This is a genomic window from Pseudomonas sp. KBN10P06128 (assembly GCF_037574945.1).
Lineage (GTDB): Bacteria > Pseudomonadota > Gammaproteobacteria > Pseudomonadales > Pseudomonadaceae > Pseudomonas > Pseudomonas aeruginosa.
The window spans coordinates 293,198-318,178 of sequence record NZ_JBBELR010000001.1; the positions used below are offsets into that span (position 1 = coordinate 293,198).

General features: G+C 67.6%; 23 protein-coding genes and 1 pseudogene. 8 read left to right on the forward strand and 16 right to left on the reverse strand.

Annotation, left to right across the window (positions count from 1 at the left end; translation table 11 throughout):
- Window positions 1-104 precede the first annotated feature (104 nt).
- Complete coding sequence (locus VQ065_RS01335; protein ID WP_003084075.1) at window positions 105-938, forward strand: hypothetical protein; 834 nt, start codon at window positions 105-107, stop codon at window positions 936-938.
- Window positions 939-1,178: 240 nt separating this feature from the next.
- On the opposite strand, the gene VQ065_RS01340 is transcribed toward VQ065_RS01335, so the two are convergent.
- On the reverse strand, window positions 1,179-2,525 hold the full coding sequence (locus VQ065_RS01340) for an MFS transporter (RefSeq protein ID WP_003084077.1): 1,347 nt from the start codon (window positions 2,523-2,525) through the stop codon (window positions 1,179-1,181).
- 305 nt (window positions 2,526-2,830) lie between these two features.
- Here VQ065_RS01340 and VQ065_RS01345 point away from each other — a divergent pair, with 305 nt between their 5' ends.
- The 4 genes from VQ065_RS01345 to VQ065_RS01360 all read left to right on the forward strand — a co-directional run bounded on the left by VQ065_RS01345 (window position 2,831) and on the right by VQ065_RS01360 (window position 6,763).
- Window positions 2,831-3,610 (forward strand): IclR family transcriptional regulator, encoded by a 780-nt coding sequence (locus VQ065_RS01345; RefSeq protein ID WP_003084079.1) that lies wholly within the window; start codon window positions 2,831-2,833, stop codon window positions 3,608-3,610.
- Between the two features lie 243 nt (window positions 3,611-3,853).
- Entirely contained in the window at window positions 3,854-4,897 is a 1,044-nt protein-coding gene (locus VQ065_RS01350) for a Gfo/Idh/MocA family protein (protein WP_003084081.1), read from the forward strand.
- Window positions 4,898-4,919: 22 nt separating this feature from the next.
- Window positions 4,920-5,735, forward strand: a complete 816-nt coding sequence (locus VQ065_RS01355; RefSeq protein ID WP_003084082.1) for a sugar phosphate isomerase/epimerase family protein — start codon at window positions 4,920-4,922, stop codon at window positions 5,733-5,735.
- Window positions 5,736-5,884: 149 nt separating this feature from the next.
- On the forward strand, window positions 5,885-6,763 hold the full coding sequence (locus VQ065_RS01360) for a DMT family transporter (RefSeq protein ID WP_003084083.1): 879 nt from the start codon (window positions 5,885-5,887) through the stop codon (window positions 6,761-6,763).
- Between the two features lie 25 nt (window positions 6,764-6,788).
- Here VQ065_RS01360 and VQ065_RS01365 read toward each other — a convergent pair whose 3' ends face one another.
- Window positions 6,789-8,039: an OprD family porin gene (locus VQ065_RS01365; protein WP_003084084.1), complete on the reverse strand. Its 1,251-nt coding sequence runs from the start codon at window positions 8,037-8,039 to the stop codon at window positions 6,789-6,791.
- A 65-nt stretch (window positions 8,040-8,104) separates the two neighbouring features.
- Window positions 8,105-9,430 carry an MFS transporter gene (locus VQ065_RS01370; RefSeq protein ID WP_003084085.1) on the reverse strand — a complete coding sequence of 442 codons (1,326 nt, stop codon included), beginning with the start codon at window positions 9,428-9,430 and terminating at the stop codon, window positions 8,105-8,107.
- Between the two features lie 546 nt (window positions 9,431-9,976).
- Between VQ065_RS01370 and quiC the strand changes: the two genes are divergently transcribed.
- Window positions 9,977-11,881 (forward strand): 3-dehydroshikimate dehydratase QuiC, encoded by a 1,905-nt coding sequence (gene quiC, locus VQ065_RS01375; RefSeq protein ID WP_003084086.1) that lies wholly within the window; start codon window positions 9,977-9,979, stop codon window positions 11,879-11,881.
- A 92-nt stretch (window positions 11,882-11,973) separates the two neighbouring features.
- A complete protein-coding gene (locus VQ065_RS01380; RefSeq protein WP_003133062.1) occupies window positions 11,974-12,642 on the forward strand; it encodes a TetR/AcrR family transcriptional regulator in 669 nt (222 codons plus the stop codon).
- Window positions 12,643-12,681: 39 nt separating this feature from the next.
- On the opposite strand, the gene VQ065_RS01385 is transcribed toward VQ065_RS01380, so the two are convergent.
- The 4 genes from VQ065_RS01385 to pobA form a co-directional block, all read right to left on the reverse strand.
- Window positions 12,682-13,536: a shikimate dehydrogenase gene (locus tag VQ065_RS01385; RefSeq protein WP_023098421.1), complete on the reverse strand. Its 855-nt coding sequence runs from the start codon at window positions 13,534-13,536 to the stop codon at window positions 12,682-12,684.
- A complete protein-coding gene (gene aroQ / locus VQ065_RS01390; RefSeq protein ID WP_003084089.1) occupies window positions 13,533-13,979 on the reverse strand; it encodes a type II 3-dehydroquinate dehydratase in 447 nt (148 codons plus the stop codon). The genes VQ065_RS01385 and aroQ overlap by 4 nt, the downstream gene beginning before the upstream one ends.
- A gap of 116 nt (window positions 13,980-14,095) precedes the next feature.
- Window positions 14,096-15,601, reverse strand: a complete 1,506-nt coding sequence (locus VQ065_RS01395; RefSeq protein WP_003084091.1) for an MDR family MFS transporter — start codon at window positions 15,599-15,601, stop codon at window positions 14,096-14,098.
- 174 nt (window positions 15,602-15,775) lie between these two features.
- Window positions 15,776-16,960 carry a 4-hydroxybenzoate 3-monooxygenase gene (gene pobA, locus VQ065_RS01400; RefSeq protein ID WP_003084095.1) on the reverse strand — a complete coding sequence of 395 codons (1,185 nt, stop codon included), beginning with the start codon at window positions 16,958-16,960 and terminating at the stop codon, window positions 15,776-15,778.
- A gap of 177 nt (window positions 16,961-17,137) precedes the next feature.
- On the opposite strand from pobA, the gene VQ065_RS01405 reads away from it, so the two are divergent.
- Window positions 17,138-18,004 (forward strand): helix-turn-helix domain-containing protein, encoded by an 867-nt coding sequence (locus VQ065_RS01405; protein WP_003084097.1) that lies wholly within the window; start codon window positions 17,138-17,140, stop codon window positions 18,002-18,004.
- Here VQ065_RS01405 and VQ065_RS01410 read toward each other — a convergent pair.
- The 9 genes and pseudogenes from VQ065_RS01410 to VQ065_RS01450 all read right to left on the reverse strand — a co-directional run.
- Window positions 18,001-18,447: a GNAT family N-acetyltransferase gene (locus tag VQ065_RS01410; protein WP_003084100.1), complete on the reverse strand. Its 447-nt coding sequence runs from the start codon at window positions 18,445-18,447 to the stop codon at window positions 18,001-18,003. The genes VQ065_RS01405 and VQ065_RS01410 overlap by 4 nt on opposite strands.
- A gap of 77 nt (window positions 18,448-18,524) precedes the next feature.
- Window positions 18,525-18,959, reverse strand: coding sequence for a CBS domain-containing protein (locus VQ065_RS01415; protein WP_003084101.1), 435 nt, complete (start codon window positions 18,957-18,959; stop codon window positions 18,525-18,527).
- 164 nt (window positions 18,960-19,123) lie between these two features.
- Window positions 19,124-19,765: a suppressor of fused domain protein gene (locus VQ065_RS01420; protein WP_003084105.1), complete on the reverse strand. Its 642-nt coding sequence runs from the start codon at window positions 19,763-19,765 to the stop codon at window positions 19,124-19,126.
- A gap of 267 nt (window positions 19,766-20,032) precedes the next feature.
- Window positions 20,033-20,320, reverse strand: a complete 288-nt coding sequence (locus VQ065_RS01425) for a hypothetical protein (RefSeq protein ID WP_021263260.1) — start codon at window positions 20,318-20,320, stop codon at window positions 20,033-20,035.
- A 91-nt stretch (window positions 20,321-20,411) separates the two neighbouring features.
- Window positions 20,412-20,888 carry a MarR family winged helix-turn-helix transcriptional regulator gene (locus tag VQ065_RS01430; RefSeq protein ID WP_003118626.1) on the reverse strand — a complete coding sequence of 159 codons (477 nt, stop codon included), beginning with the start codon at window positions 20,886-20,888 and terminating at the stop codon, window positions 20,412-20,414.
- A 40-nt stretch (window positions 20,889-20,928) separates the two neighbouring features.
- Complete coding sequence (gene hudA / locus VQ065_RS01435) at window positions 20,929-22,419, reverse strand: UbiD family decarboxylase HudA (protein ID WP_003084112.1); 1,491 nt, start codon at window positions 22,417-22,419, stop codon at window positions 20,929-20,931.
- A 120-nt stretch (window positions 22,420-22,539) separates the two neighbouring features.
- The gene (locus VQ065_RS01440) at window positions 22,540-23,226 is read right to left on the reverse strand and encodes a YoaK family protein (protein ID WP_003106170.1); all 687 of its coding nucleotides are present in this window, start codon (window positions 23,224-23,226) and stop codon (window positions 22,540-22,542) included.
- Between the two features lie 163 nt (window positions 23,227-23,389).
- A complete protein-coding gene (locus tag VQ065_RS01445) occupies window positions 23,390-24,322 on the reverse strand; it encodes a hypothetical protein (RefSeq protein WP_003084116.1) in 933 nt (310 codons plus the stop codon).
- A 262-nt stretch (window positions 24,323-24,584) separates the two neighbouring features.
- Window positions 24,585-24,959 (reverse strand): annotated as a pseudogene (locus VQ065_RS01450) (transposase); the annotation flags it as partial.
- Window positions 24,960-24,981: the final 22 nt, after the last annotated feature.

The window sequence follows — 24,981 nt, forward strand, 5'->3', positions numbered from 1 at the left end:
TCTTTGGTCAGCGCGGCGAAGTGCCGATACTGCCCCGCGACCCCGGCGCGAAACCGGGGGCTGAGTCGCCACAAGAACAACAAGCAACCAGCAGGACACACAGCATGAAGAAGATGATGCAGGGCGCCGCCGCCCTGATCGCGCTCGTCGGCGCCGGGGAGAGCATGGCGCTGGAATGGATGAGCAACAGCGTCGGTTTCCGCTACGGCCAGCAATTCACCAACCCGAACAACCCGGACAAGTTCGCCAAGCGCATCTACAGCTTCACCCACGCCGACGGCTATCGCTACGGCAGCAATTTCTTCAATCTCGATGTGTTCCTTTCCGACAGCCGCGACTCGCGCAAGGGCACCGACCACGGTGGCAGCGAGGTCTATGCGGTCTACCGCCACCAGCTCTACGCCTCGCGGGTGTTCGACCGGCCGCTGGGCACCGGCCTGGTCAAGGACTACGCCTTCACCCTGGGCTTCGACGCCAGCCGCAACAACAACCTGGCTTCGGCCAAGAAGCGCGCCCTGGTGTTCGGCCCGACCCTCAAGTTCAACGGTCCCGGCGTGCTCGACCTGAGCCTGCTCTACTACCGCGAGAAGAACCACTTCGGCGTGCCCGGCGCGCGCCATCCCGACCACACCTTCGACACCACCTACATGCTCAACCTGACCTGGATGCGGCCGTTCAAGGTCGGCAACCGTGCGGCGAAGTTCCAGGGCTTCGTCAACTACGTGGGAGAGAAGGGCGAGGACTACAACGACAAGGACACCGCGGCGGAAACCCTGGTCCGCACCGCCCTGATGGTCGCCGCCCTGCCAGGCGACAAGCGCCAGCCGAACCTGTGGCTCGGCGTCGGCTACGAGTATTGGCACAACAAGTTCGGCGTCGACGGCGGCACCGGCAGCCGAACCTCTACGCCGACGTTGAACATGGAATTCACCTTCTGAGGCGATGCGCCGTCGCCCTACGCGATGCCGCCAACCCTGGGGTGGGGCGAATAACGCCACCGGCGTTATCCGCCGATACACCGAAACCCGGCGGCGGATAACCGCGAGCGGTTATGCGCCCTACGCGATGTCGCAGCCCTGGGGTGGGGCGAATAACGCCACCGGCGTTATCCGCCGATACACCGACGCCCGGCGGCGGATAACCGCAAGCGGTTATGCGTCCTACGCGATGGGGCAGTTTCACCCCGCATCCGCGTGACTGACCAACCCCTTCAGCAGCACCGCGGCGGTGGCCAGTGCAGCCGGCAGCACCAGGGCGGTCAGCACCTGTTCGAAGTTCCAGCCCAGGCCCAGCAAGGTGGCGCCGATCCAGGCGCCGAGGATGGCGCCGAAGCGGCCGATACCGAGCATCCAGGAGACCCCCGTGGCCCGCCCCTGGGTCGGATAGAAGCGCGCCGCCAGCGACGGCATCGCCGACTGCGCGCCGTTGATGCACATGCCGGCCAGCAGCACCAGGGTCGCCAGCAGGGTGACCTGGCCGAGGCTCTGGCCGACGCACCAGGCGAACACCCCCGCCAGCAGGTAGAACAGGCCGATCACCTTGTGCGGGTTGAAGCGATCCATCGCCCAGCCCACCGCTACGGCGCTGAGCACCCCGCCGAACTGGAACAGCGCGCCGATGAACGCCGCCTGCTCCAGGCTCGCCCCGCTATCGCGCATCAGGGTCGGCAGCCAGCTGGTGAGCAGGTAGACGATCACCAGGCCCATGAAGTAGGTCAGCCAGAGCAGCAAGGTGCCGGCGCTGTAGGTACCGGAAAAGATCACCGCGAACACGTTGCGGGCCTGCACCGTCTGCTGCTCGGGGACGTGGAAACTCCGTGCCAGCGCCACCTGCGCCGGGGCGATGGGGGCCAGCACCTGGCGTACCCGCTCGCTGCCGCGGTTGCGGACCACCAGGTAGCGCGCCGATTCCGGCAGGCGGAACAGCAGGACTACCGCCAGGACCAGCGGCAGCAGGCCGCCGAGCAGCAGCAGGCTGTGCCAGCCGAACAGCGGGATCAGCTTCGCCGAGACGAATCCGCCGCAGGCCATGCCCAGGTTGAAGCCACAGAACATGCTGGTCACCAGCAGCGACTTGAGGCGCTCGGGGGTGTATTCGGAAAGCAGGGTGGTGGCGTTGGGCATCGCCGCGCCGAGGCCGAGGCCGGTGAGGAAGCGCAGCGCCAGCAGTTGCTCGACGTTGGTGCTGTAGGCCGAGGCCAGGCTGAACAGGCCGAAGAGGAAGACCGCCGCGACCAATACCAGCTTGCGTCCGTAGCGGTCGGCCAGCGGTCCGGAACCGAGGGCGCCGAAGACCATGCCGATCAGCGCGGCGCTCATTACCGGACCGAGGCTGGCGCGGTCGATGCCCCAGTCCTGGGTCAGCGCCGGCGCGATGAAGCCCATCGCGGCGGTGTCGAGGCCATCGAGGAAGACGATCAGGAAGCACAGCAGGACGATCCGCCATTGGTACGGTGAAAGCGGCTGGGCATTGATGAAGGCTTGCACGTCGAGTCGTTCGACGGCGGGCAGGCTGGAGCTGTTCATGGGACGGATTCCGCGGCGAGAGTGAGGGCGTGGGACGAGGGTCGGACGCGTGGCTCAGGTGCAGGCGGCGGAAGGCAAGGCGTGCTGCGGCATGTCGGGATTCCCCTGTTGTTTTTGTAGCGGAGGCGCTCGGCCTGCCGGGGTGCAGACACATTACGGAGGGCCATGGGGAGTGGCAATCCGATAATCGTTTATCGGTTCGCTGATCGAACGGAACCCTGTGAAATCTCGACCTTCGCCAGGCTGTGAAAATCCGGAACCAGATTCTAGAATCCTGCCTTCCCTCGACTCAGGAACGTCCTTCCATGGCCGGTAGCCTCATCGAACGCGCCCTCGGCTTGCTCGAACTCCTCGCCAGCGATGCCCGCGGCCTGCCCCTGCAACAACTGGCGGACCGCCTGGATATCCCCAAGAGCGCCGCGCACCGCATGCTCGCCGAGCTGATCCGGCTCGGCTACGTGCGCCAGGACGACGACACCAGCCGCTACCGCCTCAGCACCCGCCTGGCCGCGCTGGGCTTCCGCTTCCTCGCGTCCAGCGGGGTGGTCGATCTGGTCCAGCCGGTGCTCGACGGGCTCGCCCGGGAGACCGGCGAACTGGTGCGCCTGGGGGTGATCGAAGGCGATCGCCAGACCTGGATCGCCAAGTCCCAGGGCGCCACCTCCGGGCTACGCTACGACCCCGACATGGGGCGCGAGGCGCCGCTGTTCTACACCGCATCCGGGCACGCCTGGCTGGCCAGCCTGAGTGACAAGGCGGCGCTGGCGCTGGTGGAGCGCCAGGGCGTAGGGGCGGCGCGGGACTTCGGTCCCAACGCGCCGCGCTCCAGGAGCGAGCTGCTGCGTTACCTGAAGCGCGCCCGCGAGCACGGCTATGCCTGGCAGATCGAATGCTCGGCGCCGGGCATGGCGGCGATGGCCGCACTGGTGTGCCACCCCGAGGACGGACGGGCTCTCGGCGTGCTCAGCGTGGCCGGGCCGAGCGCACGCTTCGGCGAGGCGCGCATGCACGAACTGGCGCCCCTGCTCCTGGCCGCGGCGCAGGACCTGTCCCACGCCAGCCAGGCGTCCGAGCTGTTCCGCTGAGCCATCCGGCCCGGCCCCAGTCCTTTCTCGACATCGGCGTTCGAATAGCGAACGCTTTCTTGCCTGCCACGGAGCCCGCATGCAGCGGGCCTTTCCGCACTTCCATGGAGGTCCTGGCGGCGCTGCCGTCTCGAAGCGCTCTTGCGCGGGGCCAACTCCTCGTTCAAATAATCTCCTTCGTTAAATCTGGAACGACGTTCTGGAATCCTGAGACGAACAAGAAAACAACGATTGGGGACCGCCTTGGACGCACCGCTTCGCATCGCCCTCATCGGCGCCGGCAATATGGGCCGCCAGCATTACCATCGCTTGCAGCGAATCGCCGGCGCGCGCCTGTGTGCGGTGGCCGATCCTCAGGGTCAGGCGTTCGCCGCGGACGCCGGCGTGCCCTGGTTCGGCGATCATCGGAGGTTGCTGGAAGAAGCCCGGCCGCAAGCGGCGATCGTCGCCAATCCGAACAACCTGCATGTCGCCACCGCCCTCGACTGCCTCGCCGCCGGGGTGCCGCTGCTGCTGGAAAAACCGGTCGGCGTGCAGCTCGACGAAGTGAGCGAGCTGGTCGCCGTCGCCCGGCGATCTGGCGTTCCGCTGCTGGTCGGTCACCATCGTCGGCACAATCCGCTGGTCGTGCGGGCGCGCCAATTGATCGCCGAGGGCGCGCTCGGTCGGTTGCTGTCGGTCACCGCGCTCTGGCAGTTGAAGAAGCCCGACAGTTATTTCGAGGTGGCCTGGCGTCGCGAGCCCGGCGCGGGAATGTTGCTGACCAACCTGATCCATGACCTCGACCTGCTCCGCTACCTGTGCGGGGAAGTGCGGGAGGTGCGGGCGCTGGCCGGCAACGCTATCCGTGGCCTGCCCAACGAAGACAACATCGCGCTGCTCCTGCGCTTCGCCAATGGCGCCCTGGGCAGCCTGACCGGTTGCGACGCTGCGGCGGCGCCCTGGAGCTGGGAGCTGGCAGCCGGGGAGAACCCGGTCTATCCGCGCCAGGCCGAGCAACCCTGCTACCTGCTGGCCGGCACCGAGGGTGCCCTGAGCCTTCCCCAGCTCCGCCGCTGGCGCTACGCCGAGGCCCGGCAGGGCTGGCACGACCCGCTGGCGGCCAGCGAGGAGGCCGTGGCGACAGGCGATCCCCTGCAACGCCAGCTAGAGCACTTCGTCCGGGTCGCGCGGGGCGAGGAAGCGCCATTGATGGATGCCACCGACGCCGCTCGCACCCTGGCGCTGGTCGAGGCGGTTCGCGAGGCCGCGCGCAGTGGCCGGGCCTGCGCGCCGGCCAGTTTCTGAACCGCTGACGATGAGGTAGTGCATGGAATCGAGGATTCTTTCCCTGGCGGCGCTCACCGTGCTCGAGCTGTCGCCCCCGGACATGGTCGAGGCTGCCGCCCGCGCCGGCTACAGTCATGTCGGCCTGCGCCTGGTGCCGGCCACCGTGGAAGAGCACCACTATCCGCTGCTGGCCGATGCCGGCCTGCGCCGGCGGACCCTGGCGCGGCTGCGCGACAGCGGAGTGCGCACGCTGGACGTGGAGATCCTGCGCCTGCGTCCGGACACCCGCGTCGGCGAGTTCGCCGCGGTGCTGGAGGTCGGCGCCGAGTTCGGCGCGCGCTATGTGCTGGTGGCCGGCAACGATGACGACGAACGGCGCAGCGCGGACAATTTCGCCGCGTTGTGCGACCTGGCGCGGCCGCTCGGCCTCGACCCGCACCTGGAGTTCATGCCCTGGACCGGGATCCGCGACCTGCGGCAGGCCGCGCGGGTGGTCGAGGCGGCGGCGCGGGATAACGCCGGCCTGTTGCTGGACGCCTTCCATTTCGACCGCTCGGCCAGCAGCCTGGAAGACCTGCGGGCGATCCCGCCTGCGCGCCTGGGCTACGCGCAACTCTGCGATGTCGTCGGGCCGCGTCCGACGTCGATGGACGAAATCCTTCGCCAGGCCCGCGAGGAACGGCGCTTCCCTGGCGATGGCGGGCTCGATCTGCTGGCGCTGCTGCGCGCCTTGCCGGAGAACCTGCCGCTGAGCCTGGAGGTGCCCGCGCTGGATCTGCTCGCGCGCGGCGTGGATGGCGCGGAGCGGGCGCGGCTGGCGATCGAGCGGACCCGGGCGCTGCTCGCCCGCCTGTAGCGCCACCGCGCAGGCAGGTTGCCCGTTTGCATAATGGAACGGGGTTCTATAGTTTCCAAACGTTGAAGCCGATCGTTTCTTTCCTCGATGGCGGGTACCGTCAGAATAAATAGCCTGCTATCGATTTGCCCTGGTGCCCGGACCCTCCGATGAACGCATCCACCTCCCCGCTGCCCGCCAGCGACCAGACCCTGCGCGGCATCCTGCTGATCTGTGCCGCGGTGTTCCTGTTCGCCAGCCACGACGGGTTGTCCAAGTTCCTTTCCGGTTTCTACCCGATCGTCATGGTGGTCTGGGCCCGCTACCTGGTGCACACCCTGTTGATGGTCGCCGTGTTCGTGCCGCGCAACGGCCTCGCGGTGATCCGCAGCCGCCGTCCGCTCATGCAGTTGGCGCGGGCGCTGTGCCTGATCGGCACCAGCCTGTTCTTCACCACCGGCCTGCGCTACCTGCCCTTGGCCGAGGCGACCGCGGTGAACTTCCTGGCACCGCTGCTGGTGACCGCGTTATCCGTGCCGCTGCTGAAGGAGAAGGTCAGCCTCGGCCAATGGCTGGCGGTGCTCACCGGCTTCATCGGCGTGCTCTTCATCGTGCGTCCCGGTGGCGCGCTGTTCACCCCGGCGGCGTTGTTCCCGCTCGGCTCGGCGCTGTGCTTCGGGCTCTACCAACTGCTCACGCGGATGCTCGCCAACAGCGACAGCCCGACCACCAGCAACTTCCTCGCCGGCATCTTCAACACGCTCATCATGAGCCTGCTGGTGCCGTTCTTCTGGCAGACCCCAAGTCTTCTCCACGGCCTGATGATGATCGCCCTGGGCGGTTGCGGCATGGGCGGCCACCTGCTGCTGACCCAGGCCTTCCGCCATGCGCCGCCGGCGACCCTGGCGCCGTTCAGCTATGGCCAGATCATCTTCGCCGGCCTGCTCGGCCTGCTGGTGTTCGGCCACGTGCCGGACGCCTGGTCGCTGCTCGGCATCCTCGTCATCTGCGCCAGCGGCCTGGTGGTCGCCTGGCGCCGTGGCCGCTGAACGCAACGGGGTCGGCGCGTAGGCTTCACAACAGGCTCAGCGGATAGCTGACGATCAGCCGGTTCTCGTCGAAGCGGGTATTGCTGCCCCAGTCGCGGCGCTGGCTGGAGTTGCGCCAGCGGACGTTGAGACGCTTGAAGGCGCCGCTCTGCAGCGTGTAGCCCAGCTCGCTCTCGCGTCCCCATTCGCTGCCGTCGTCGGTGACTCCGGCCAGGCGCACATGGTCGCCATGCAGGTAGCGGGTCATGAAGGTCAGGCCGGGTAGGCCGAGGCCAACGAAGTCGAAGTCGTAGCGCAGTTGCCAGGAGCGCTCGCCGGGATTGTCGTAGCTGGCGTTGTAGCTGTCGTTGGCCAGGGTTCCGCCGCTGGTGCCGTTGACCCGCATCCAGCCATCGTCGCCACTGACCTTCTGCAAGCCGAGATAGAGGGTATGCAGCCCGTAGCGCGCGGAGAACAGCGCGGAAACGGTGCGGTTATCGAGCTTGCCGGCGCGCGCGCTGCCAGCGTCGCGGCCACGGAAGCCGCCGAGGTTGGCGCCCAGCAGCCAGTCGCCGAGCGGCTGGCTGTGTTGCAGTTGCAGGTACTGTTGGCGGTAGATGTCCTTCAGCTCGGCGTTCCACAGGCCGAGCAGGCTGCGTTCGCCATTGAAGCGATATTCGCCGCCGGCGAAATCGAAGCGGTCGGAAGTGGCGGCTGGCAGGCCGAACAGCGACATGTCCTGCATGCTTGCGTCGTTGCGCGGGCTGTTGCCGCGGAACTGGCCGGCGTAGAGGGTCAGGCCGGCGATCTCGTTGGCGCTGAGCTGGCCGCCGCGGAAGGTCTGCGGCAGCGAGCGGCCATCGTCGGAGCGGAGGATCGGCAGCACCGGCATCCATTCGCCGATCTTCAGTTCGCTGTTCGACACGCGCAGCTTGCCGGCCACCGCCAGGCGTCCGAAGTCGTCGGCCGGGCGGCCGTCGTCGTGGGTTGGCAGCAGTTGGGTGCCGGCCGTTCCCTTGCCGCCATCCAGCTTCAGGCTGTAGAGACCGAGGACATCGAGGCCGAAGCCGACGCTGCCCTGGGTGAAGCCGGAGCGGGCGTCGAGGATGAAGCTCTGCGTCCACTCCTCGGCCTTGCCCTGGCTGGCATCGCCGACGAAGTTGCGGTGCAGGTGGAAATTGCGCGCGGTGAGGCTGGCCTTGGCATCTTCGAGGAAACCTTGCCCGGCATGGACTGGCAGGCCGGCGCCCAGGCAGAGGGAAGCGCAGAGCGCGCGGACGTGGCTCGGGTGCGACATGGGAGTGTCCCTTCGTTCTTGTTCTCTAGGCAGGGAGGCGCCCGGCGAGCGCCGGGCGCTTGGACTCAGGCTTCGATCCGGCGCGGGGCCATGAAGTACAGCCAGGTCAGGGCGATGAAGTACATCGCCGGGATCATGGTGAAAAGCACCGCGTAGTTGTTGTTCGTCGCGGTTAGTACGCCGCCGACGATCTGGGTCATGAACATCCCGCCCAGCGCCGCGCACATGCCGCCGAAGCCGAACACCGTGCTCATCAGGTGCTTGGGCGTGTAGTCCATCACCAGGCTCCAGATGTTCGCCGTCCACGCCTGGTGTGCGCCGACCGCCAGGGCGATGGCCAGCACGGCGATCCACAGGCCGCTGGCGTTGGCGGCGAACACCACGCCGACGATGGTGCAGGCGAACAGCAGCATCGACAGCAGGCGCGCGCGGATCGCCGGCATGCCGCGGCCGATCAGCCAGGACGAAAGGATGCCGCCGCCGACGCTGCCGAAGTCGGCGGTCAACCAGATCAGGATCAGCGGGATGCCCATCTGCGTCACGCTGATGCCCAGGCCGTACTGCTGGTTGAGGAACGGCGGCAGCCAGTAGAGGTAGAACCAGAACACCGGCGCGGTGATCGAGTAGGCCAGGGCGAAGGCCCAGGTGCCGCGGCGGCGGAGAATCTGCGAGAAGGGCACGCGGGTGGCGGGCGGCTCCTGCTGCTGCTGGATGTATTCCAGCTCGCTCTGCTTCACCCGCGGATGCTCCTCGGGGTTGTAGTAGTTGCGCCACCAGAACACCAGCCAGACCAGGCCCAGCGCCGACATGCAGAGGAACGCCGCCTGCCAGCCCCAGACGCCGAGGATCAGCGGCAACAGGGCCGGGGTGACCATCGCGCCGACATTGGTGCCGGCGTTGAAGATGCCGGTGGCCACCGCCCGTTCCCCGGCGGGGAACCACAGGCGGGTGGTCTTCACGCAGGCCGGGTAGTTGGCCGCCTCGGTCAGGCCGAGGATGAAGCGGCAGACCATGAAGCCCGCCGCCGAGGTCGCCAGGCCGTGGGCGCCGGTGGCCAGGCTCCAGAGCAGCACGGCGAGGAAGAACGCGCGCTTGACCCCGACCTTGTCGATGAAGCGGCCCTGGAGGATGAAGCCGATGGCGTAGCCGACCTGGAACCAGAAGTTGATGTTGGCGTAGTCCATCGCCGTCCAGCTCATCTTCTCGGCCAGGATCGGCTGCATCACGCCGAGGGCGGCGCGATCGATGTAGTTCAGGGTGGTGGCGAAGAACACCAGGGCGAGCATGCCCCAGCGCGTCCGGCCGACGGCGAAGGCGTTGCGGATCCTGCCGCCGCGGGATTCCCGCGGGGCGTCGGCGGCGAGCAGTCGAGAGCTGGAAGAGTGGATCATTGACGGGGCCATCCTTTCGGCGGCCGGCGCCTGGGCGCCCGGCCTGGATTTGTCGTTCTGGGTTGCACGCAGGCGGGCCAGGGGCCGCGCCGGTGTCAGCGGGCCAGGGGCGGTCGGGCCGGGCGAGCGGCGAGCGGACGGGATGGAGGGCGGACGGAGAGGTCGGCGATGGACATGAGCGGGTACCCGATTCTTGAAATTGTTATGTCGCGTGGGTTGCGCAGGTGCCCGGGGAAGAAGCGCGGAGCGCTTCCGGCAGATCGGGACGGCCTGCACGGGTGGCTGCGATGGTGCGCGATTGGTCGAAAAAGCGTCAATTCGATAATCGTGCTTCCGTTCGATATTCGAACGGAATACTAACCAGTTCGTACATTTTGCGTTGCCCGTCAGTTGGCGCAAACCAATAATCGGCTTGCCGGGCGAGCGGTCTCAGCGACCCGAAGTGGCTTCCCGGCGCATCCCGCGCGGGCTATCCGCGCCTCCGCCGTTCCGCCGCCGGCCCTCGCGCGGCGCCAGGCGCCGTAGGGCGCATTGAGGAGTCGAAGCATGCAGCGTTCGATCGCCACCGTATCCCTGAGCGGCACCCTGCCGGAAAAGCTCGAGGCCATCGCCGCTGCCGGTTTCGACGGGGTGGAAATCTTCGAGAACGACCTGCTTCATTACGACGGCAGCCCGCGCGACGTACGCCGGCTGTGTGCCGACCTGGGCCTGGAGATCCTGCTGTTCCAGCCGTTCCGCGACTTCGAGGGCTGCCGCCGGGAACGCCTGGGGCGAAACCTGGAGCGCGCCGAACGCAAGTTCGACCTGATGCAGGAACTCGGCACCGACCTGGTGCTGGTGTGCAGCAACGTCGCTGCCGATGCCCTCGGCGAACCGGCGCTGCTGGCCGATGACCTCCGGCTGCTGGCCGAGCGCGCCGCCGTCCGCGGCCTGCGCATCGGCTACGAGGCGCTGGCCTGGGGGCGCCAGGTGAACACCTGGGAGCAGGCCTGGGACCTGGTGCGGCGGGCCGACCAGGCGAACCTCGGGCTGATCCTCGACAGCTTCCATACCCTTTCGCTGGACGGCGATCCGCGCGGCATCGCCGATCTTCCCGGGGAAAAGATCTTCTTCGTGCAGATGGCCGACGCGCCGTTGCTGGCAATGGACGTGCTGGAATGGAGCCGGCACTTCCGCTGCTTCCCGGGTCAGGGCGGCTTCGACCTGGCAGGCTTCCTCGCGCCGGTCGTCGCGTCCGGCTATCGCGGTCCGCTGTCGCTGGAGGTCTTCAACGACGGCTTCCGCGCCGCGCCGACCCGCGCCAACGCCGTCGACGGCCTGCGCTCGCTGCTCTACCTCGAGGAGAAGACCCGCGAGCGCCTGCAACGCCAGATGCCGCACGTGGCGGTGGACGAGCTGTTCGCGCCGCCGCCGGCGAGCCTCTGCGACGGCATCGAGTTCCTCGAGTTCGCCGTCGACGAGACGCTCGGCGCGCGCCTTGGCCAGTGGTTGCAGCGACTGGGCTTCGTCAGGGCCGGCGAGCACCGTTCGAAGAATGTCAGCCTGTTGCGCCAGGGCGACATCAACCTGGTACTGAACGCCGAGCCCTATTCCTTCGCCCACGGTTTCTTCGAGGCCCATGGACCGTCCTTGTGCGCCACCGCGCTGCGCGTGCGTGACGCCGGCCAGGCGCTGGGGCGCGCTCGTGCGTACGGAGGCCAGCCGTACCGCGGACTGCTCGGCCCCAACGAGCGGGAAATCCCGGCGGTGCGCGCCCTCGACGGCAGCCTGCTGTATCTGGTCGACCGGCACACCGAGGGCCGCAGCATCTACGACAGCGACTTCGTGACGAACGACGCCGACACCTCCGGCCTCGGCCTGCGACGCGTCGACCACGTGGCCCTGGCGCTGCCCGCCGAAGGCCTGGACAGCTGGGTGCTGTTCTACAAGAGCCTGTTCGACTTCGGCGCCGATGACGAGGTGGTGCTGCCCGACCCCTATGGCCTGGTCACCAGCCGTGCCGTGCGTAGCCCCTGCGGCAGCGTGCGCCTGCCGCTGAACATTTCCGAGGACCGCAACACCGCCATCGCCCGATCGCTGTCCAGCTATCGCGGTTCCGGCGTGCACCACATCGCCTTCGATTGCGCCGACATCTTCGCCGCCGTGGCCCAGGCCAAGGAGGCCGGGGTCGCACTGCTGGAAATCCCGCTGAACTATTACGACGACCTCGCCGCGCGCTTCGACTTCGACGACGAGTTCCTCAGCGAACTGGCCTACTACAACGTCCTCTACGACCGCGACGCCCAGGGCGGCGAGCTGTTCCATGTGTTCACCGAGCCGTTCGAGGAGCGTTTCTTCTTCGAGATCCTCCAGCGCCGCCACGGCTACGCCGGCTACGGCGCGGCCAACGTGCCGGTGCGCCTGGCGGCGATGGCGCAAGCGCGGCGGGGTGTGCGCCGGGCCAAGCTGTGAGAATTGTCGGGGCTCCGGCAGCTGCTCTTCCTACAGCCGGGCGGGCCCCGCATAATCGGCCGCAATTCCCGCCGGCCACGAGTGAGTCACCGATGTCCAAGCCTGATCCCGCCCTCGTGGAGGAATCCGCTCCGCGCGGCAAGGGACGCAAGAACAATCCCGAGAAGACCCGCCAGGACATCCTCCGCGCCGCCATCGACGAGTTCGTCGCCCAGGGCCTCTCGGGTGCGCGGGTCGACGCCATCGCCGAGCGCACGCATACCTCGAAGCGGATGATCTATTACTACTTCGGCAGCAAGGAGCAGCTTTACCAGGCCGTGCTGGAGAAGCTCTACAGCGACATCCGCGGTATCGAGGGCACCCTGCGGCTGGGCGCGCTGCCGCCGGCCAAGGCGATGGAGAAGCTGGTGGAGTTCAGCTTCGACTACCACGACCGGCACGTGGATTTCGTGCGCATCATCAGCATCGAGAACATCCACAAGGGCGAGCACATCGCCAGCAGCGAGCTGGTGCAGAGCGTCAACAGCTCGATCGTCCAGAGCATCGCCGAGATTCTCCGCCGCGGCGAAGCGGAAGGGGTGTTCCGCGCCGGGCTGGAGGCGCTCGACGTGCACATGCTGATCAGTTCGTTCTGCTTCTACCGGGTGTCCAATCGCTACACCGTGTCGCGGATCTTCCGCACCGACCTGCACGACGCCGAGGTTCGCCAGCGGCATCGGCGGATGATCGGCGAGGCGGTATTGCGCTACATCCGTGCTTGACTGCCGTCCCCTCTCCCCTTGGCGGGAGAGGGGGGCCATTCAGTCGCCCATGCTGGCGAAGTGCGCCTGCATGCGCGCGGCGTCAGCCTCTACTCCGCTGAACAGTTCGAATGCCTTCACCGCCTGGAACACCGCCATGGTGCCGCCGTCCAGTGTGCGGCAGCCGAGGGCGCGGGCCTGGCGCAGCAGCTCGGTTTCCAGCGGAAAGTAGATCACCTCGGCGACCCACAGGTCGGCGCGCAACAGTTCCGCCGGCACCGGCATGCCGGGCAGCTTGGCCATGCCCACCGGGGTGGTGTTGACCAATCCCTGGGCGTCGCCCAGGGCGCCGGCCAGGTCGCTGCCGGCGAGCGCTCGTGGCGCGCCGAAGTGCTGGTTGAGGTTGTCCGCGAGGGCCTGGGCCCGCGCCGGGTCGACGTCGAACAGGACCAGCCGCTCGACGCCCTCGGCGAGCAGCGCGTGGGCCACTGCCGCGCCGGCGCCGCCCGCGCCCATCTGCACCACGCGCTGGCGCGGCGCGTCGGCCAGGCCGCGCCGAAAGCCCTCGGCGAAGCCCAGGCAGTCGGTGTTGTGGCCGATGCGCCGGCCATCGCGCAGCACCACGGTGTTCACCGCGCCGATGCCGCGCGCCTCGGCGGAGAGTTCGTCGAGCAGGGGGATGATCGCCTGCTTGCAGGGGAAGGTGACGTTCAGCCCGGTGAAGCCGAGGTCGCTGGCGGCGGCGAGCAGGAACTCCAGGTCGTCCGCCGACTTGCCCAGCGGGTCGAGATCGATCAGCCGGTACAGATAGCGGATGCCCTGGGCGTCGCCCTCGCGCTCGTGCAGGGCAGGGGTCCGCGACGCCTGGATGCCGGCACCGATCAGGCCGGCGAGAACCGATCGCGGCGCGCTCATGCGGCCGCCTCGAAACGCTCGGCGAAATGTTCCAGGGCCAGGCGGTAGCCGAGGCTGCCGAATCCGCAGATCACCCCCAGCGCCACCGGCGAGACGTAGGAGTGGTGGCGGAACGCTTCGCGCTGGTGGACGTTGGACAGGTGCACTTCGACCACCGGCAGTTCCACCGCGGCCAGGGCGTCGCGCAGCGCCACCGAGGTGTGGGTCCAGGCGGCGGGGTTGATGACGATGCCGGCGACCCGGCCGCGGGCCTGGTGGATCCAGTCGAGCAGTTGGCCTTCCTGGTTGGTCTGGCGGAAGTCCACGGCGAAGCCGCGCGTTTCGGCGAAGGCCGCGCATTCGGCGGCGATTTCGCCCAGGGTCCGCCGGCCGTAGGTCTGCGGCTCGCGGGTGCCGAGCAGATTCAGGTTGGGGCCGTTCAGGACCAATACCGTGCGCGTCATGGCGCAGCCTCCACAGCAATGATGTCATCGATGCCGGGAAAATGTACCGAACGGTTACTTTTGTAAACCGGACGCCGTCGCCAACGGGACGAAAGCGTTCGATTATCGGCGTCCGCTCACTCGCCTGCCGCCGGTTGCGTCGCGCCGCGGCCGCGCAGGGTCATGTCGGGCAGTGCCGAGGCCACCGCCAGGCCGAGCAGCGCCACCGCCGCGTTGACCAGGAAGAGCACCTTGAAGGCATCCGCGAGGACATGCTGGAGGATCACCCGGGCCGGCCCGCTGGCGGCGTCCAGGCTGCTCAGCAGGGCGCTCTCGGAAAAGCCCTGGTCGAGCCCGCCGCCGATCCGCAGGTGCTTGAGCAGGGCTAGCAGGATCGCCGACATCAGCGCCACCCCGACCGCCCCGCCGAGGGAGCGGAACAGCGTCGCGTTGCTGGTGGCGACGCCGATGTGGCGTTGCTCCACGGCGTTCTGCGCGGCCACCAGGCTGGTCGGGAACTGGGTACCGATGGCGATCCCGGTGAGCAGCATGCACAGCCCGGACAGCCAGTGGTCGCCGACCGGGACCAGGGCCAGGCCGGCGATGCCGCAGGGCAACAGGACGGCGCCGAGCAGGATCAGCGGCTTGTAGCGTCCCAGGCTGGCGGTCAGCCGCCCGCAGCAGTACGCGCCCAGCGGCAGGCCCATGACCAGCGGCAGCAAATGCAGCGCGGCGCTGTCGGCGCCGGCGCCGGTAACGCTCTGGTAGCGCAGCGGCACCAGCACGGTCAGCGAGATGGCCTGGAAGCTGGCGAAGAACGCAACCAGCCAACTGAGGGTGGCGGCGCGGACGGCGAACAGTTGCATCGGCACCAGCGGTTCGCGGAAGCGCCGCTCCTGGGCGACGAACAGCAGCAGGGCGAGCGCCGCCAGGGCGAACAGGCCGAGCAGCGCCGGGTCGCTCCAGGCTGCGCCCTGGCCGATCTGGGTGATGGCCAGGAGCAGCGCGGTGAGGCCCACCACCATCAGCACGATGCCCAGGTAGTCGATCACCGGTTGCCGGCGCGGCACCGGCAGGCCGACCAGGGTCCGCCGCGAGATGGCCAGCGCGAGAAGGCCGATCGGCAGGTTGATCCAGAACACCCAGCGCCACGACAGGTACTCGGTGAGCAGGCCGCCGAGCACCGGGCCGGCGACGCTGGCGATGGCGTACATGCTGCTGAAGTAACCCTGGTAGCGGCCGCGCTCGCGCGGCGGGACGATGTCGCCGATGATCGCCTGGCTCACCGCCATCAGCCCGCCCGCGCCGACCCCTTGCAGCACTCGCGCCAGCACCAGTTGGCCCATGCTCTGCGCGAGCCCGCAAAGCAGCGAGGCGGCGGTGAACACGACGATGGCGAAGAGCATCAGACGGCGGCGGCCGTAGAGGTCGCCGAGCTTGCCGTAGATCGGCATCGATACGGTCATCGCCACCATGTAGGCCGAGATCACCCAGGCCAGCAGGTCGAGGTCGGCGAAGTCGGCCGAGATCGCCGGCAGGGAGACGGCGACGATGGTCTGGTCGAGGGCGCTGAGGAAGATCGACAGCATCAGGCCGGCGAGGACGGTACGGACGGCGGGCGGGTTCTGGGCGAGATCGGACAAGACGGCACCTGGGGCGGACGGAACGCGAAGGCAGCGGGCATCATACTGCGCCTGGGGTAGGACAGGTGCCGGGGAATATCGATCCGAGGGTCGTCTTTCGTCGATATTCGCCTGCGCCAACGTTGCGTCCCGCCTTGGGAACGGTGCCCCGGCGTTGCGCCGGGGTGGCGCGGCCTACTCGATTTCCTCGTAGGGCAGGCCGACATAGTTCTCGGCGATGGTCGCCAGGCCCGCCTCGGAGCCCAGGTAGTACTCCAGTTCGGTCTGCTGGATGCGCTGGCTGAACGCGTCGGTGTCGGGGAAGCGATGCAGCACCGAAGTCATCCACCAGGAGAAGCGTTCGGCCTTCCAGATCCGCCGCAGGCAGATTGCCGAGTAGCGTTCCAGCAGTTCGCCCCGCCCTTCGCGGTAGGCCTTCAGCAGCAGCCGGTAGAGCGTGCTGACGTCGCTGGCCGCCAGGTTCAGTCCCTTGGCGCCGGTGGGCGGCACGATGTGCGCGGCGTCGCCGGCGAGGAACAGCCGGCCATGCTGCATCGGCTCGACCACGAAGCTGCGCAGCGGCGCGATGCTCTTCTCCAGCGAAGGACCGGTCACCAGTTTCTCCGCCACCTCGGCCGGGAGGCGCGCTTTCAGTTCCGTCCAGAAGCGCTCGTCGGACCAGTCCTCGACCTTCTCTGTCAATGGCACCTGTACGTAGTAGCGGCTGCGGGTCGCCGAACGCTGGCTGCACAGGGCGAAGCCGCGCGGATGGTTGGCGTAGATCAGTTCGTGGCTGACCGGCGGGGTGTCGGCGAGCAGGCCGAGCCAGCCGAACGGATAGACCCGCTCGAAGACCTTCAGCCGTTCCGCCGGGATCGATTGCCGCGAGATGCCGTGGAAGCCATCGCAGCCGGCGATGTAGTCGCAATCCAGGCGCAGCCGTTCGCCGTCGCGTTCGAAGGTCACGTAGGGGCGCTCACCTTGCAGGTCGTGCAGGCGCACCTCGGCGGCCTGGTAGACGGTAGTGGCGCCGCAGGCTTCGCGGGCTTCCATGAGGTCGCGGGTGACCTCGGTCTGGCCGTAGACCGTCACCGTCTTGCCGCCGCTCAGGCGCTTCAGGTCGATGCGCCGGCGCTGCCCGGCGAAGGCGATCTCCACGCCTTCGTGGACCAGCCCGTCGCGCGCCATGCGCCGGTCGACGCCGGCCTCGCGCAGCAGGTCGACCATACCCTGTTCCAGCACGCCGGCGCGGATGCGGCCGAGCACGTAGTCCGGGGTCTGGCGTTCGAGGATCACGTTGTCGATGCCGGCCTTGTGCAGCAACTGGCCGAGCAGGAGGCCGGACGGACCGGCGCCGATGATGGCGACTTGAGTCTTCATTGCGGATAGCCCTCTCGCTGTTATGGCTGGCCGGCGGCGCATGCGCCGGCGCTGATCTTGTCTGGAGGTGGCTGTATTTTTGTTTGCCGTGGGGTGCTATAGAAGGCAAATTGCCGATCTATTTCTGGACTTTTATAAAGTCTGTTCGGCAATCGGCCATTTCGCTCGGAGGGCTCGATGACGGATTCCACCCGCGACGTCCCGGTGTTCAAGCTCTACGGCGCGCCCCTCGAATGGCCGACCCCGGACCTGCTGCACTGCGAGTCGATCCCCGCCCGCAGTCGCCTGCACGACTGGGAGATCAAGCCGCACCGGCATGCCGATCTCGCTCAGTTGCTCTACGTGCGCAAGGGCTGGGCGCAGCTCCAGGTCGAGGGCGAGCCGACTCGCGTCGAGCAGCCCTCCATCCAGTTCGTACCGCCGTTGTGCATCCATGGCTTCCAGTTCTCCGAGCGCATCGACGGCTACGTGCTGACGCTCGCCGCACCGTTGCTGGCCCGCTTGCAGGCGCACCTCGGCGCGCAGCGCCAGGCGCTGGAAGCGCCGGGGCTGTACCCGGTGGGCGCGGACCGGCGCTATATCGACACGCTGTTCGACGCCATAGACGGCGAGTACGCCGGCGCTGCGCCGGCGCGCGAGCTGTTGTTGCAGTCGCTGATCGGCGTGCTGGCGGTGTGGCTGGGGCGGCAGGTGATGGTCCGGCGGGCGGAGGCACGGCCGGGTCGTGGTCAGGAATACCTATCGGCCTTTTCGCAACTGGTCGAGCGGCATTTCCGCGAGCACCTGGGAATCGACGAGTACGCGCGTCGCCTGGGCATCTCCCCGGCACACCTGAACGGCGTGGCGCGCCGCCTCAGCGGGCAGACCGCACTGGGCATCGTGCACCAGCGCCTGCTGCTGGAGGCCAAGCGCGACCTGGTCTACACGGCGATGACGGTGAACGAGATCGCCGACCGCCTCGGCTTCAGCGAGCCGGCCTACTTCACCCGTTTCTTCAAGCGCCTGAGCGGCGTCTCGCCGAGCGTTTTCCGTAAGGGCGACTAGTGTTCGCGGCGCAACTGGACGATCTCCAGCGCGCGCCCCTCGTCGTCGCGCGGGCGTCGGCCGCTCTCGACGAAGCCGCAGCGCGCGTAGAACCCCAGCGCCTCGCGGTTGGCGGCGTAGACCTCGACCTCCAGCGCGCCCTTCAGGGTTGCCGCGTGCTCCACCAGTTGCCGGCCGATCCCGCGCCCGTGGGCCGTCGGGGCGACGAACAGGCCGCCGATGAAGGCATCGAGCAGGCCGATGAAGCCCAGCGGCGTATCGCCGTCCAGCGCCAGCCAGGTTTCCGAGGCATCCAGATAATGATCGCGAACCAGTGCCTTCTGCTTCTGCAACTCGGCTTCGCCGAGGAAACCGTGGCCGACGCGCGAGGCCTCCAGCCAGATGGCGAGGGTGGCATCGCGGTCGGCGGGAATGTAGCGGCGGATCTTCGGCGGAGAGGACATGGCGGCGGCTCGCAACGGGAACAGCCGCGGATTATCGCGTGAGCCGGCGGGAAAAGGGCAGGGCCGGCATGTACGCTTCAGTCGCCGCGGATGTACTGTTCCAGTTGCTGGATCAGCTCGGCCTGCTCGGCGATCGCCGCCTTGACCAGGTCGCCGATGGACAGCAGGCCGAGCAACTGGCCGTCTTCCACGACCGGCAGGTGGCGCAGGTGGCGATCGGTCATCAGGTTCATGCAGGTGTCGACGCTCTGCTTCGAGTCCACGCTGACCACCGGCGCGCTCATGATCGCGCTGATCGGCGTACCGATGGACGAACGGCCCTTGAGGACCATCTTGCGCGCATAGTCGCGCTCGCTGACCACCCCGACCACCTCGCCATGGTTCACCACCAGCAGCGCGCCGATGTTCTTTTCCGCCATCAGGCGCAGGGCGTCGAGCACCATCTCGTCCGGTCCGATGGTGTACACCTGCTGGTTCTGCTTGGCGTTCAACAGTTGTGCCACGGTTTTCATGCGCGCCCCTCCGGAGCCGTTCTCACGTCCAGCAAGAATCGTAGACGGCGAGCGGATCGGCAAGCGGGGAAAACGGCATCGAACCGATTGAAAAACGTCATCGCCGGCTTCCCCGACGAAGGTAGGGCCTGGCGACGGGCCTCTTGCTCCGGTTGCCCGGCGACCTAATGCAGTATCCGCTCGAACCCTTCCGGACGTTGGCCGGTGACGTAGCAATGGCGATGCCGGTCGAGGCTGAGCGGATGTCCGGCGTCGTTCAGCACTTCGGCGATGCCTTCCAGATGCTTGTTCACTTTCACCTGGTATTCCTGCTCGGTCAGCGGCACGACCCAGAGCAGGTCGACCGGATGGGCGGACAGGTCGAAACCGTCGAACAGGGCGGCATCTTCGCCCAGCGGGGTCGGCAGGAGAAGGAAGTGACGCAGCAGGCTGTGCTCGTAGAGCGGGAAACCGAATGCCACGCTGTGTCCGTGGCCGAGGGCCAGGCGTTCGTGGAACGGCAGGCCGGCGAGCCACTGCAGGTGGCGCAGGTCCTCACCGCCGAGGACGTCAAGGTAGCAGATCAGCTCGCTGGACCAGCGCGCGCTGCCCATATAGGGCGCGAAGTGCATCCGTGCCTGGCTCATCCCCGCGGTGATCACCACGTGGTGCGGGCGCCGGCTGCTTTCCAGGCGGTAGCCGAACACCGCCATTTCCGGTGCCGTCACGCAGTGCCTCCAGAAGTCACGGCAGTCCAGGACGATGCTCGGCGCACAGCCGAAATGGTCGTCGTATTTCTCGCGCAGCCGGGCGATGTAGTCGTTCATCTTCAGTCCTCGGAGTGGGGCGGGTAGGGCCGGACATGGGCAGGCGCCGGGGGCGCGTCCGTTGCCATGCGAGGGCAATCCAGTCATGGCCGATCCTCGTTGCCGTTGGGTGACCAATGGAATGCGAACGGCGACTGCCGAGAAATCGGCTCGTTCCGAGAGAGGCGAGAGGCTTTCCTTCTTGGTGCGTAGGAAATCGCTGAGGGCAGCTGAGGGTATCTGTCGGGAACGGAAAAAAGCCCGTCGGGAACGGGCGAAGAGGGAAGCTTACCAGGGCAGCGGGAAGTGGCCTTCCGCGCGCAGGTAGTCAGGATCGGGGGTGAACGGGTCGATCTTCTGCCGCTCGCTGCAACCCTGGCGTTCGCAGTCCCGCAGGCGCTGCAACGGCGAGCGGTCGTCGCGCTGGATGCGGATGCCCGTGGCCGGCGCGCCGTCGGAAAGGCTGTAGCTGCGGCCGCTCTCGCAACCGGGCAGGATCAGGCAAAGGCAGAGGAGCAGGGTGGTGTGCGGGTGTCGTGGCATTGCGGGTCGAATGGGCTTGCGAAGGCCGCCCATGCTATCAATCGGCCAGCAAATAGGGGGCCGGATGGTCAGTCCATGACCGGGATGAGAGTTGCTTCGCAAACCCGGAGATGCCCTCGAAAGGCTATTGCGTCACGCGGGAAAGCCCGTCGAAGGCCCGCAGCAACTTGCCCAGGGCGAGGGTCAGCGCCTCTTCTTCCGGGCCGGCGCCGAGAGCCGCCAGCAGCCTTTCGTCGAGCCCTGCGACCTGTGCCAGGGCCTGCTCGAACACCGCCTGTGCCGCGGGGCTGCGGCGCACCAGCACGGCGCGACCGTCGTCCGGGTCCGGCAGGCGGCTGACCCAGCCGCGCCGCACCAGCCGTTCGATGGTCCGGCCCAGCGCGGTGCGGTCGGTCTGCGAGTGCTCGATGAGCACGCTCATCGGCACGTCACCGTCGAAGGCGTGGATGATCCGCAACGCACGCCATTCATGCAGCCCCAGTTCGAGAGGGGCAAGCAGGGCGGTGAGTTGCCGTTCGCGCTGGCGGACGATCTCCGTCATCAGGTACAGCGGGCCTTGGGGCAGCCCCAGTGCGTTCGTCTCGGTCATTGGCCCGGTCACCTTCCTCGATCCTCTTTCGCCAGGGCGGGGATTGTAGCGCTCAGGCGTCGGCGAATCCGTAGTCGCTCCAGCGTTCTTCGACTCGCCTGCGCAGCGCCGTCGGATAGGCGTGGCGGAACGACGCCGTAGCGGCACGCATTTGCCCGGCGAACTGTTCCGGGTACAGGCAGTTGATCACCAGCCGACCGCCGCTGCCTCGTGCCTTGTCCTCGGCATCGAGGTAGGGAACCATCGGGAAGTCACGGATCTGCGGGAAGGCGAAATGGTCGTGCAGCGGATGCGCGCGGGTCGCCAGCGCCCATACCACCTGGTCGATCTCGGTGACGTCGATGTCGTTGCCGACCAGGATCAGCTTCGGCACCAGGTGCCCGGCATGCGAGCCGAAGACGGTCTCGGCGACCCGTACGGCGAAGGCCGCGGCGTCGGTGCCCAGGGCCGCCAGGCGCTGCACGTCGATCGACAGCACGGCCCAGCAGGTCGCCGCCTCGTAGGAGCACCAGACCATGTCCACCGGCAGTCCGGCGTTCTGCGCCACGTCCAGCAGTTGCGCGGAAATCATGGTGCCCCAGATGGTGTGGTTTTCCTCCGGTGGCGTGCCGGCGACGCAGATCGGCAGGATCGGCTGGTCGCGGAAGCTCAGCGCATGGACGTGGAACAGCGGCTGCGGCTTGCCGGTGGGGAAGGAATAACCGTGGTATTCGCCCATCGGGCCTTCCAGCGCGGTTTCGTCGAGGCTGATCTCGCCCTCCAGGACGATCTCGGCATTGGCCGGAACCCACAGGCCGTTGGTCTGCGTGCGCACCACCTCCACCGGCTCGCCGACCAGGGCGCCCACGTAGCCGGCTTCGCTGACCCCCTCCGGCAACGGCATACCGGCCGCCGCGAGTGCCGCCGGCGGTGCGCCGAGGGCCATCGCCCAGGGCGTTGGCTTGCCCTGGCGGCGCCACTGCTCGCGGATGATGCCGATGTGCTGGGTGGGAATGGTCGGACCCGCCAGGGTGTTGCGGTCCACCAGCATCAGCCGGCCCACCGACCAGCTGTCCCAACTGCCGTCCGGCGTCTGTACCACGTGGAAACCGTAGGTGCCGAAATAGCGGCCGCCGTCCTGCTCATGGAGCAAGGGGACCGGGAAGCGGGTCAGGTCCACCTGCTCGCCGAGCCAGACGTTTTCCTGCACCGGCCCGCGCTCCAGCCGGCGCGGCGCGATAGGTTCCGCGCGCATCGCGGCGCGCAGCGTGGCCACGATGTCCCGTGGCCCGCTGTGTTCCGGCAGGCCGAAATGCAGCGCCAGGCGCGAATGGGCGCGGGCCCTGTCGGCGCGCAGGCCGGCCGGCGCGCCCAGTACCCGCGCGCCGGGCAGGCTGTCGCGGATGTTGTGAAACAGCGGGGCGGGTGCGCGGCGTTCGTAGACCCGGCGGGTGATGGCGCCGATCTCCAGGTTGGCGTCGACCTCGGTGTGCACGTCCACCAGGTCGCCCTGGCGACGCAGGTGGTCGACGAAGTGGCGGAAATCCAGGGCGCTGCGGTACATCGGCTGCCATTCCATATAAGTGCATGTGCACGCATCCTGTTGAGGGGTTCCAGGCGAGGTCAAGAAGTGCTGCGCTCCGTTTCGGGGGGCGTGGCACGCGGCAAACCCCTCAGTGGCCGCTCAACGCACCATATAGTCCATCTGCCATGGCCGCGGAATCACCAGCGCCAGCAACGCGAGAAGAGCCGCCAGCGCTGCGCTCGCCGCCATCGCCGCGAGGCCCAGTTGCTGTTCCAGCAGGGCGCCGAGCACCGCGCCGACGCACATGCCGCTCCAGGGCACCAGTTGCACCCGCCAGCCGTTGCGCCGCTCGCCCAGCAGCCAGCGGCCGAGGCCGCGGCCGAAGCGGGAGAGGGCGCCGGTGACGTAGGTCAGGCCGATGGGCAGGCCGTTGACCTGCTCGACCACGGCGTTGAGCATGCCCATGGCGAGGATCGCGGCGACCAGCGCCGGCACGTTCCAGTCGAATGGCCAGACCGCCGACAACGCCAGCAGCATCGCGCAGCAGACCAGGATCGGCGCCGCCCGGCGCCCGCTGAAGCGCGCCAGTATCACTCCCAGCGCGTTGCCGACGACGAAACTGGCCAGGGCGACGCTCAGCCGCACCAGCCCGCCGAAGTCGCCCTCGCCCAGCGATACCGCCAGGCGCGTGGTGTTGCCGCTCATGAAGGAAACGAAGTCGCCGGTGGCGAGGAAACCGATGGCGTCGGTCATGCCTGCCAGTACCGACAGCCCGGCCACCAGGCCGAGCCCGACACGCCCGCGCGTCCGCCGCAAACGAAGGCGCCGCGCGCTGCTACCCACCATGCTGTCTGGAAGCATCCGGAGAAACCACCCGCAGGAAGAGAAGGTCCGCCCCAGTGCGGACTCCCGATCTTAAGGCTCTCCCCAGGGAAAAGGCCAGGGGCGAGGCGGAGCGTCTGGGGCCGAAGATCCTGGGCAATCGGCAATGACAGTGCGGGGCGGGGCCTCAGATATCGAATACCGGTACCTGGTTTCCACCCAGTACCTCGATCTTGTCGGTCCGGTAGACCACCATCGCCTTGCTGCAGGTCACCGTGGAACGACCCTCTTTGCTGGCATTGAGATACACCGTGCCCTTGCCGGCGTAGACCGCTCTCGCGTTGGCGGCGATGCGCAGCTCGAGGGCCGCCGCTTCTCCGTCCTCGTCCCCGGCGAAGTCGCACCCGTAGAGGGCGATGGCCAGTTCCTTGCCGAACAGTTCGAGAAGGGTCGCACCAAAGGCCTGGGGCTCGACGAACTGCTTGCCCTGGACACGCCGGGCCATGACGTCCGCGGTGCTATCGCCGTGGGGGTTGCCCAGCCAGAGTTGGCCAGCCGTGCCGTGGGTGGCGATGAGGATCGTATCGATGAAGTACTGTTCGCCGCTCTCCGCGGCAACCTTGCCTAGATCCCGAACCAACTGGGCGTAGTTGGTATCGGCCTTGATCGCGAAGGCCGGCTTGTAGAGCTTGTTCCGAGCATAGGCGACGACCGCCTCCGCGAAGGCGCTGCCGGAGTCGCCTCTCCGGATCTCCTGCTGGAAGTCGTGGTAGATGACCAGGACCGCCCCTTTCCTGACCGGGCCGCTGAGCCCTCCCTTGACGATGTCGAGGGCGAAACGGAAATTGGCGCTGAGCACCTGGGACGCATGGGTAGGAAAGGTATCCGTATCGGTCAGCAGTTCTACTTCGGTACCGACCAGCACCTCCTTTCGTTCGTCGCCCTCCGCCCAGGGCGTGTCGTCCACATCCGTTCCGTAGATCCTTGCGTCCAGGTCGACCTCGACGAGCGTACTCACTGTGAAGGGCACCAGAAGCTCTTCCGGGCCGAGTCGATTCTTGACCACGGCGCCCTTGCCTTGCTTGGCGATTTTCGTGACTACGCCATGCCATGAGCGCATCCTGTTGCTCCTGTGGGAGTCCTGGTAGGAACGGCATCCGAGCATGCAGAACTATAGACGTGAAACGGCCAGCCCCGAGGAACTATCCGCCGATCGACCCTCCATCTGGCCCCGGCCTTGAGTGCCATTCCCGGCCGGACAGGATCGGTTGCTCTGGTCTCGCGGCGAGGGACAGGCGCTGCTCGGCGGAGCGGGTGGCGGCGAGGCAGGTCTTGTCTAGTCCTGAAATAGGTTTACACCTGCTCAGGTAGGCCGATAGGCCTCAAAACGCCCGATGCACCGCATCGGGCGTTTTGTTTTTCAGGGCCATGTGAGGCCGCTCTGTGTTGTAGATCTGCACGGCTTCAGCAACCATCTTCCTTGTCTGCTCCAGATTTTCAGGGCTACTCAGCAGCAGCTCTGTTTTGAGGATCCCGTTGATGCGCTCAGCTAGCGCGTTCTGGTAGCAGTCATATCCGTCAGTCATCGAGCACTGGACGCCATGCCGTGCATGCAGTGACTGATACAGCGCCGAGCAATATTGAATACCGCGATCCGAGTGGTGGACCAGTGACTGGCGACGCTGCCGTTTGCGTAGGGCCTGCCTAAAGGCTTGTGCAACTGACTTGGCATGCAGGCTTTCATGCACATGGTGACCTGCCCCCCGATTTCAGTACCAC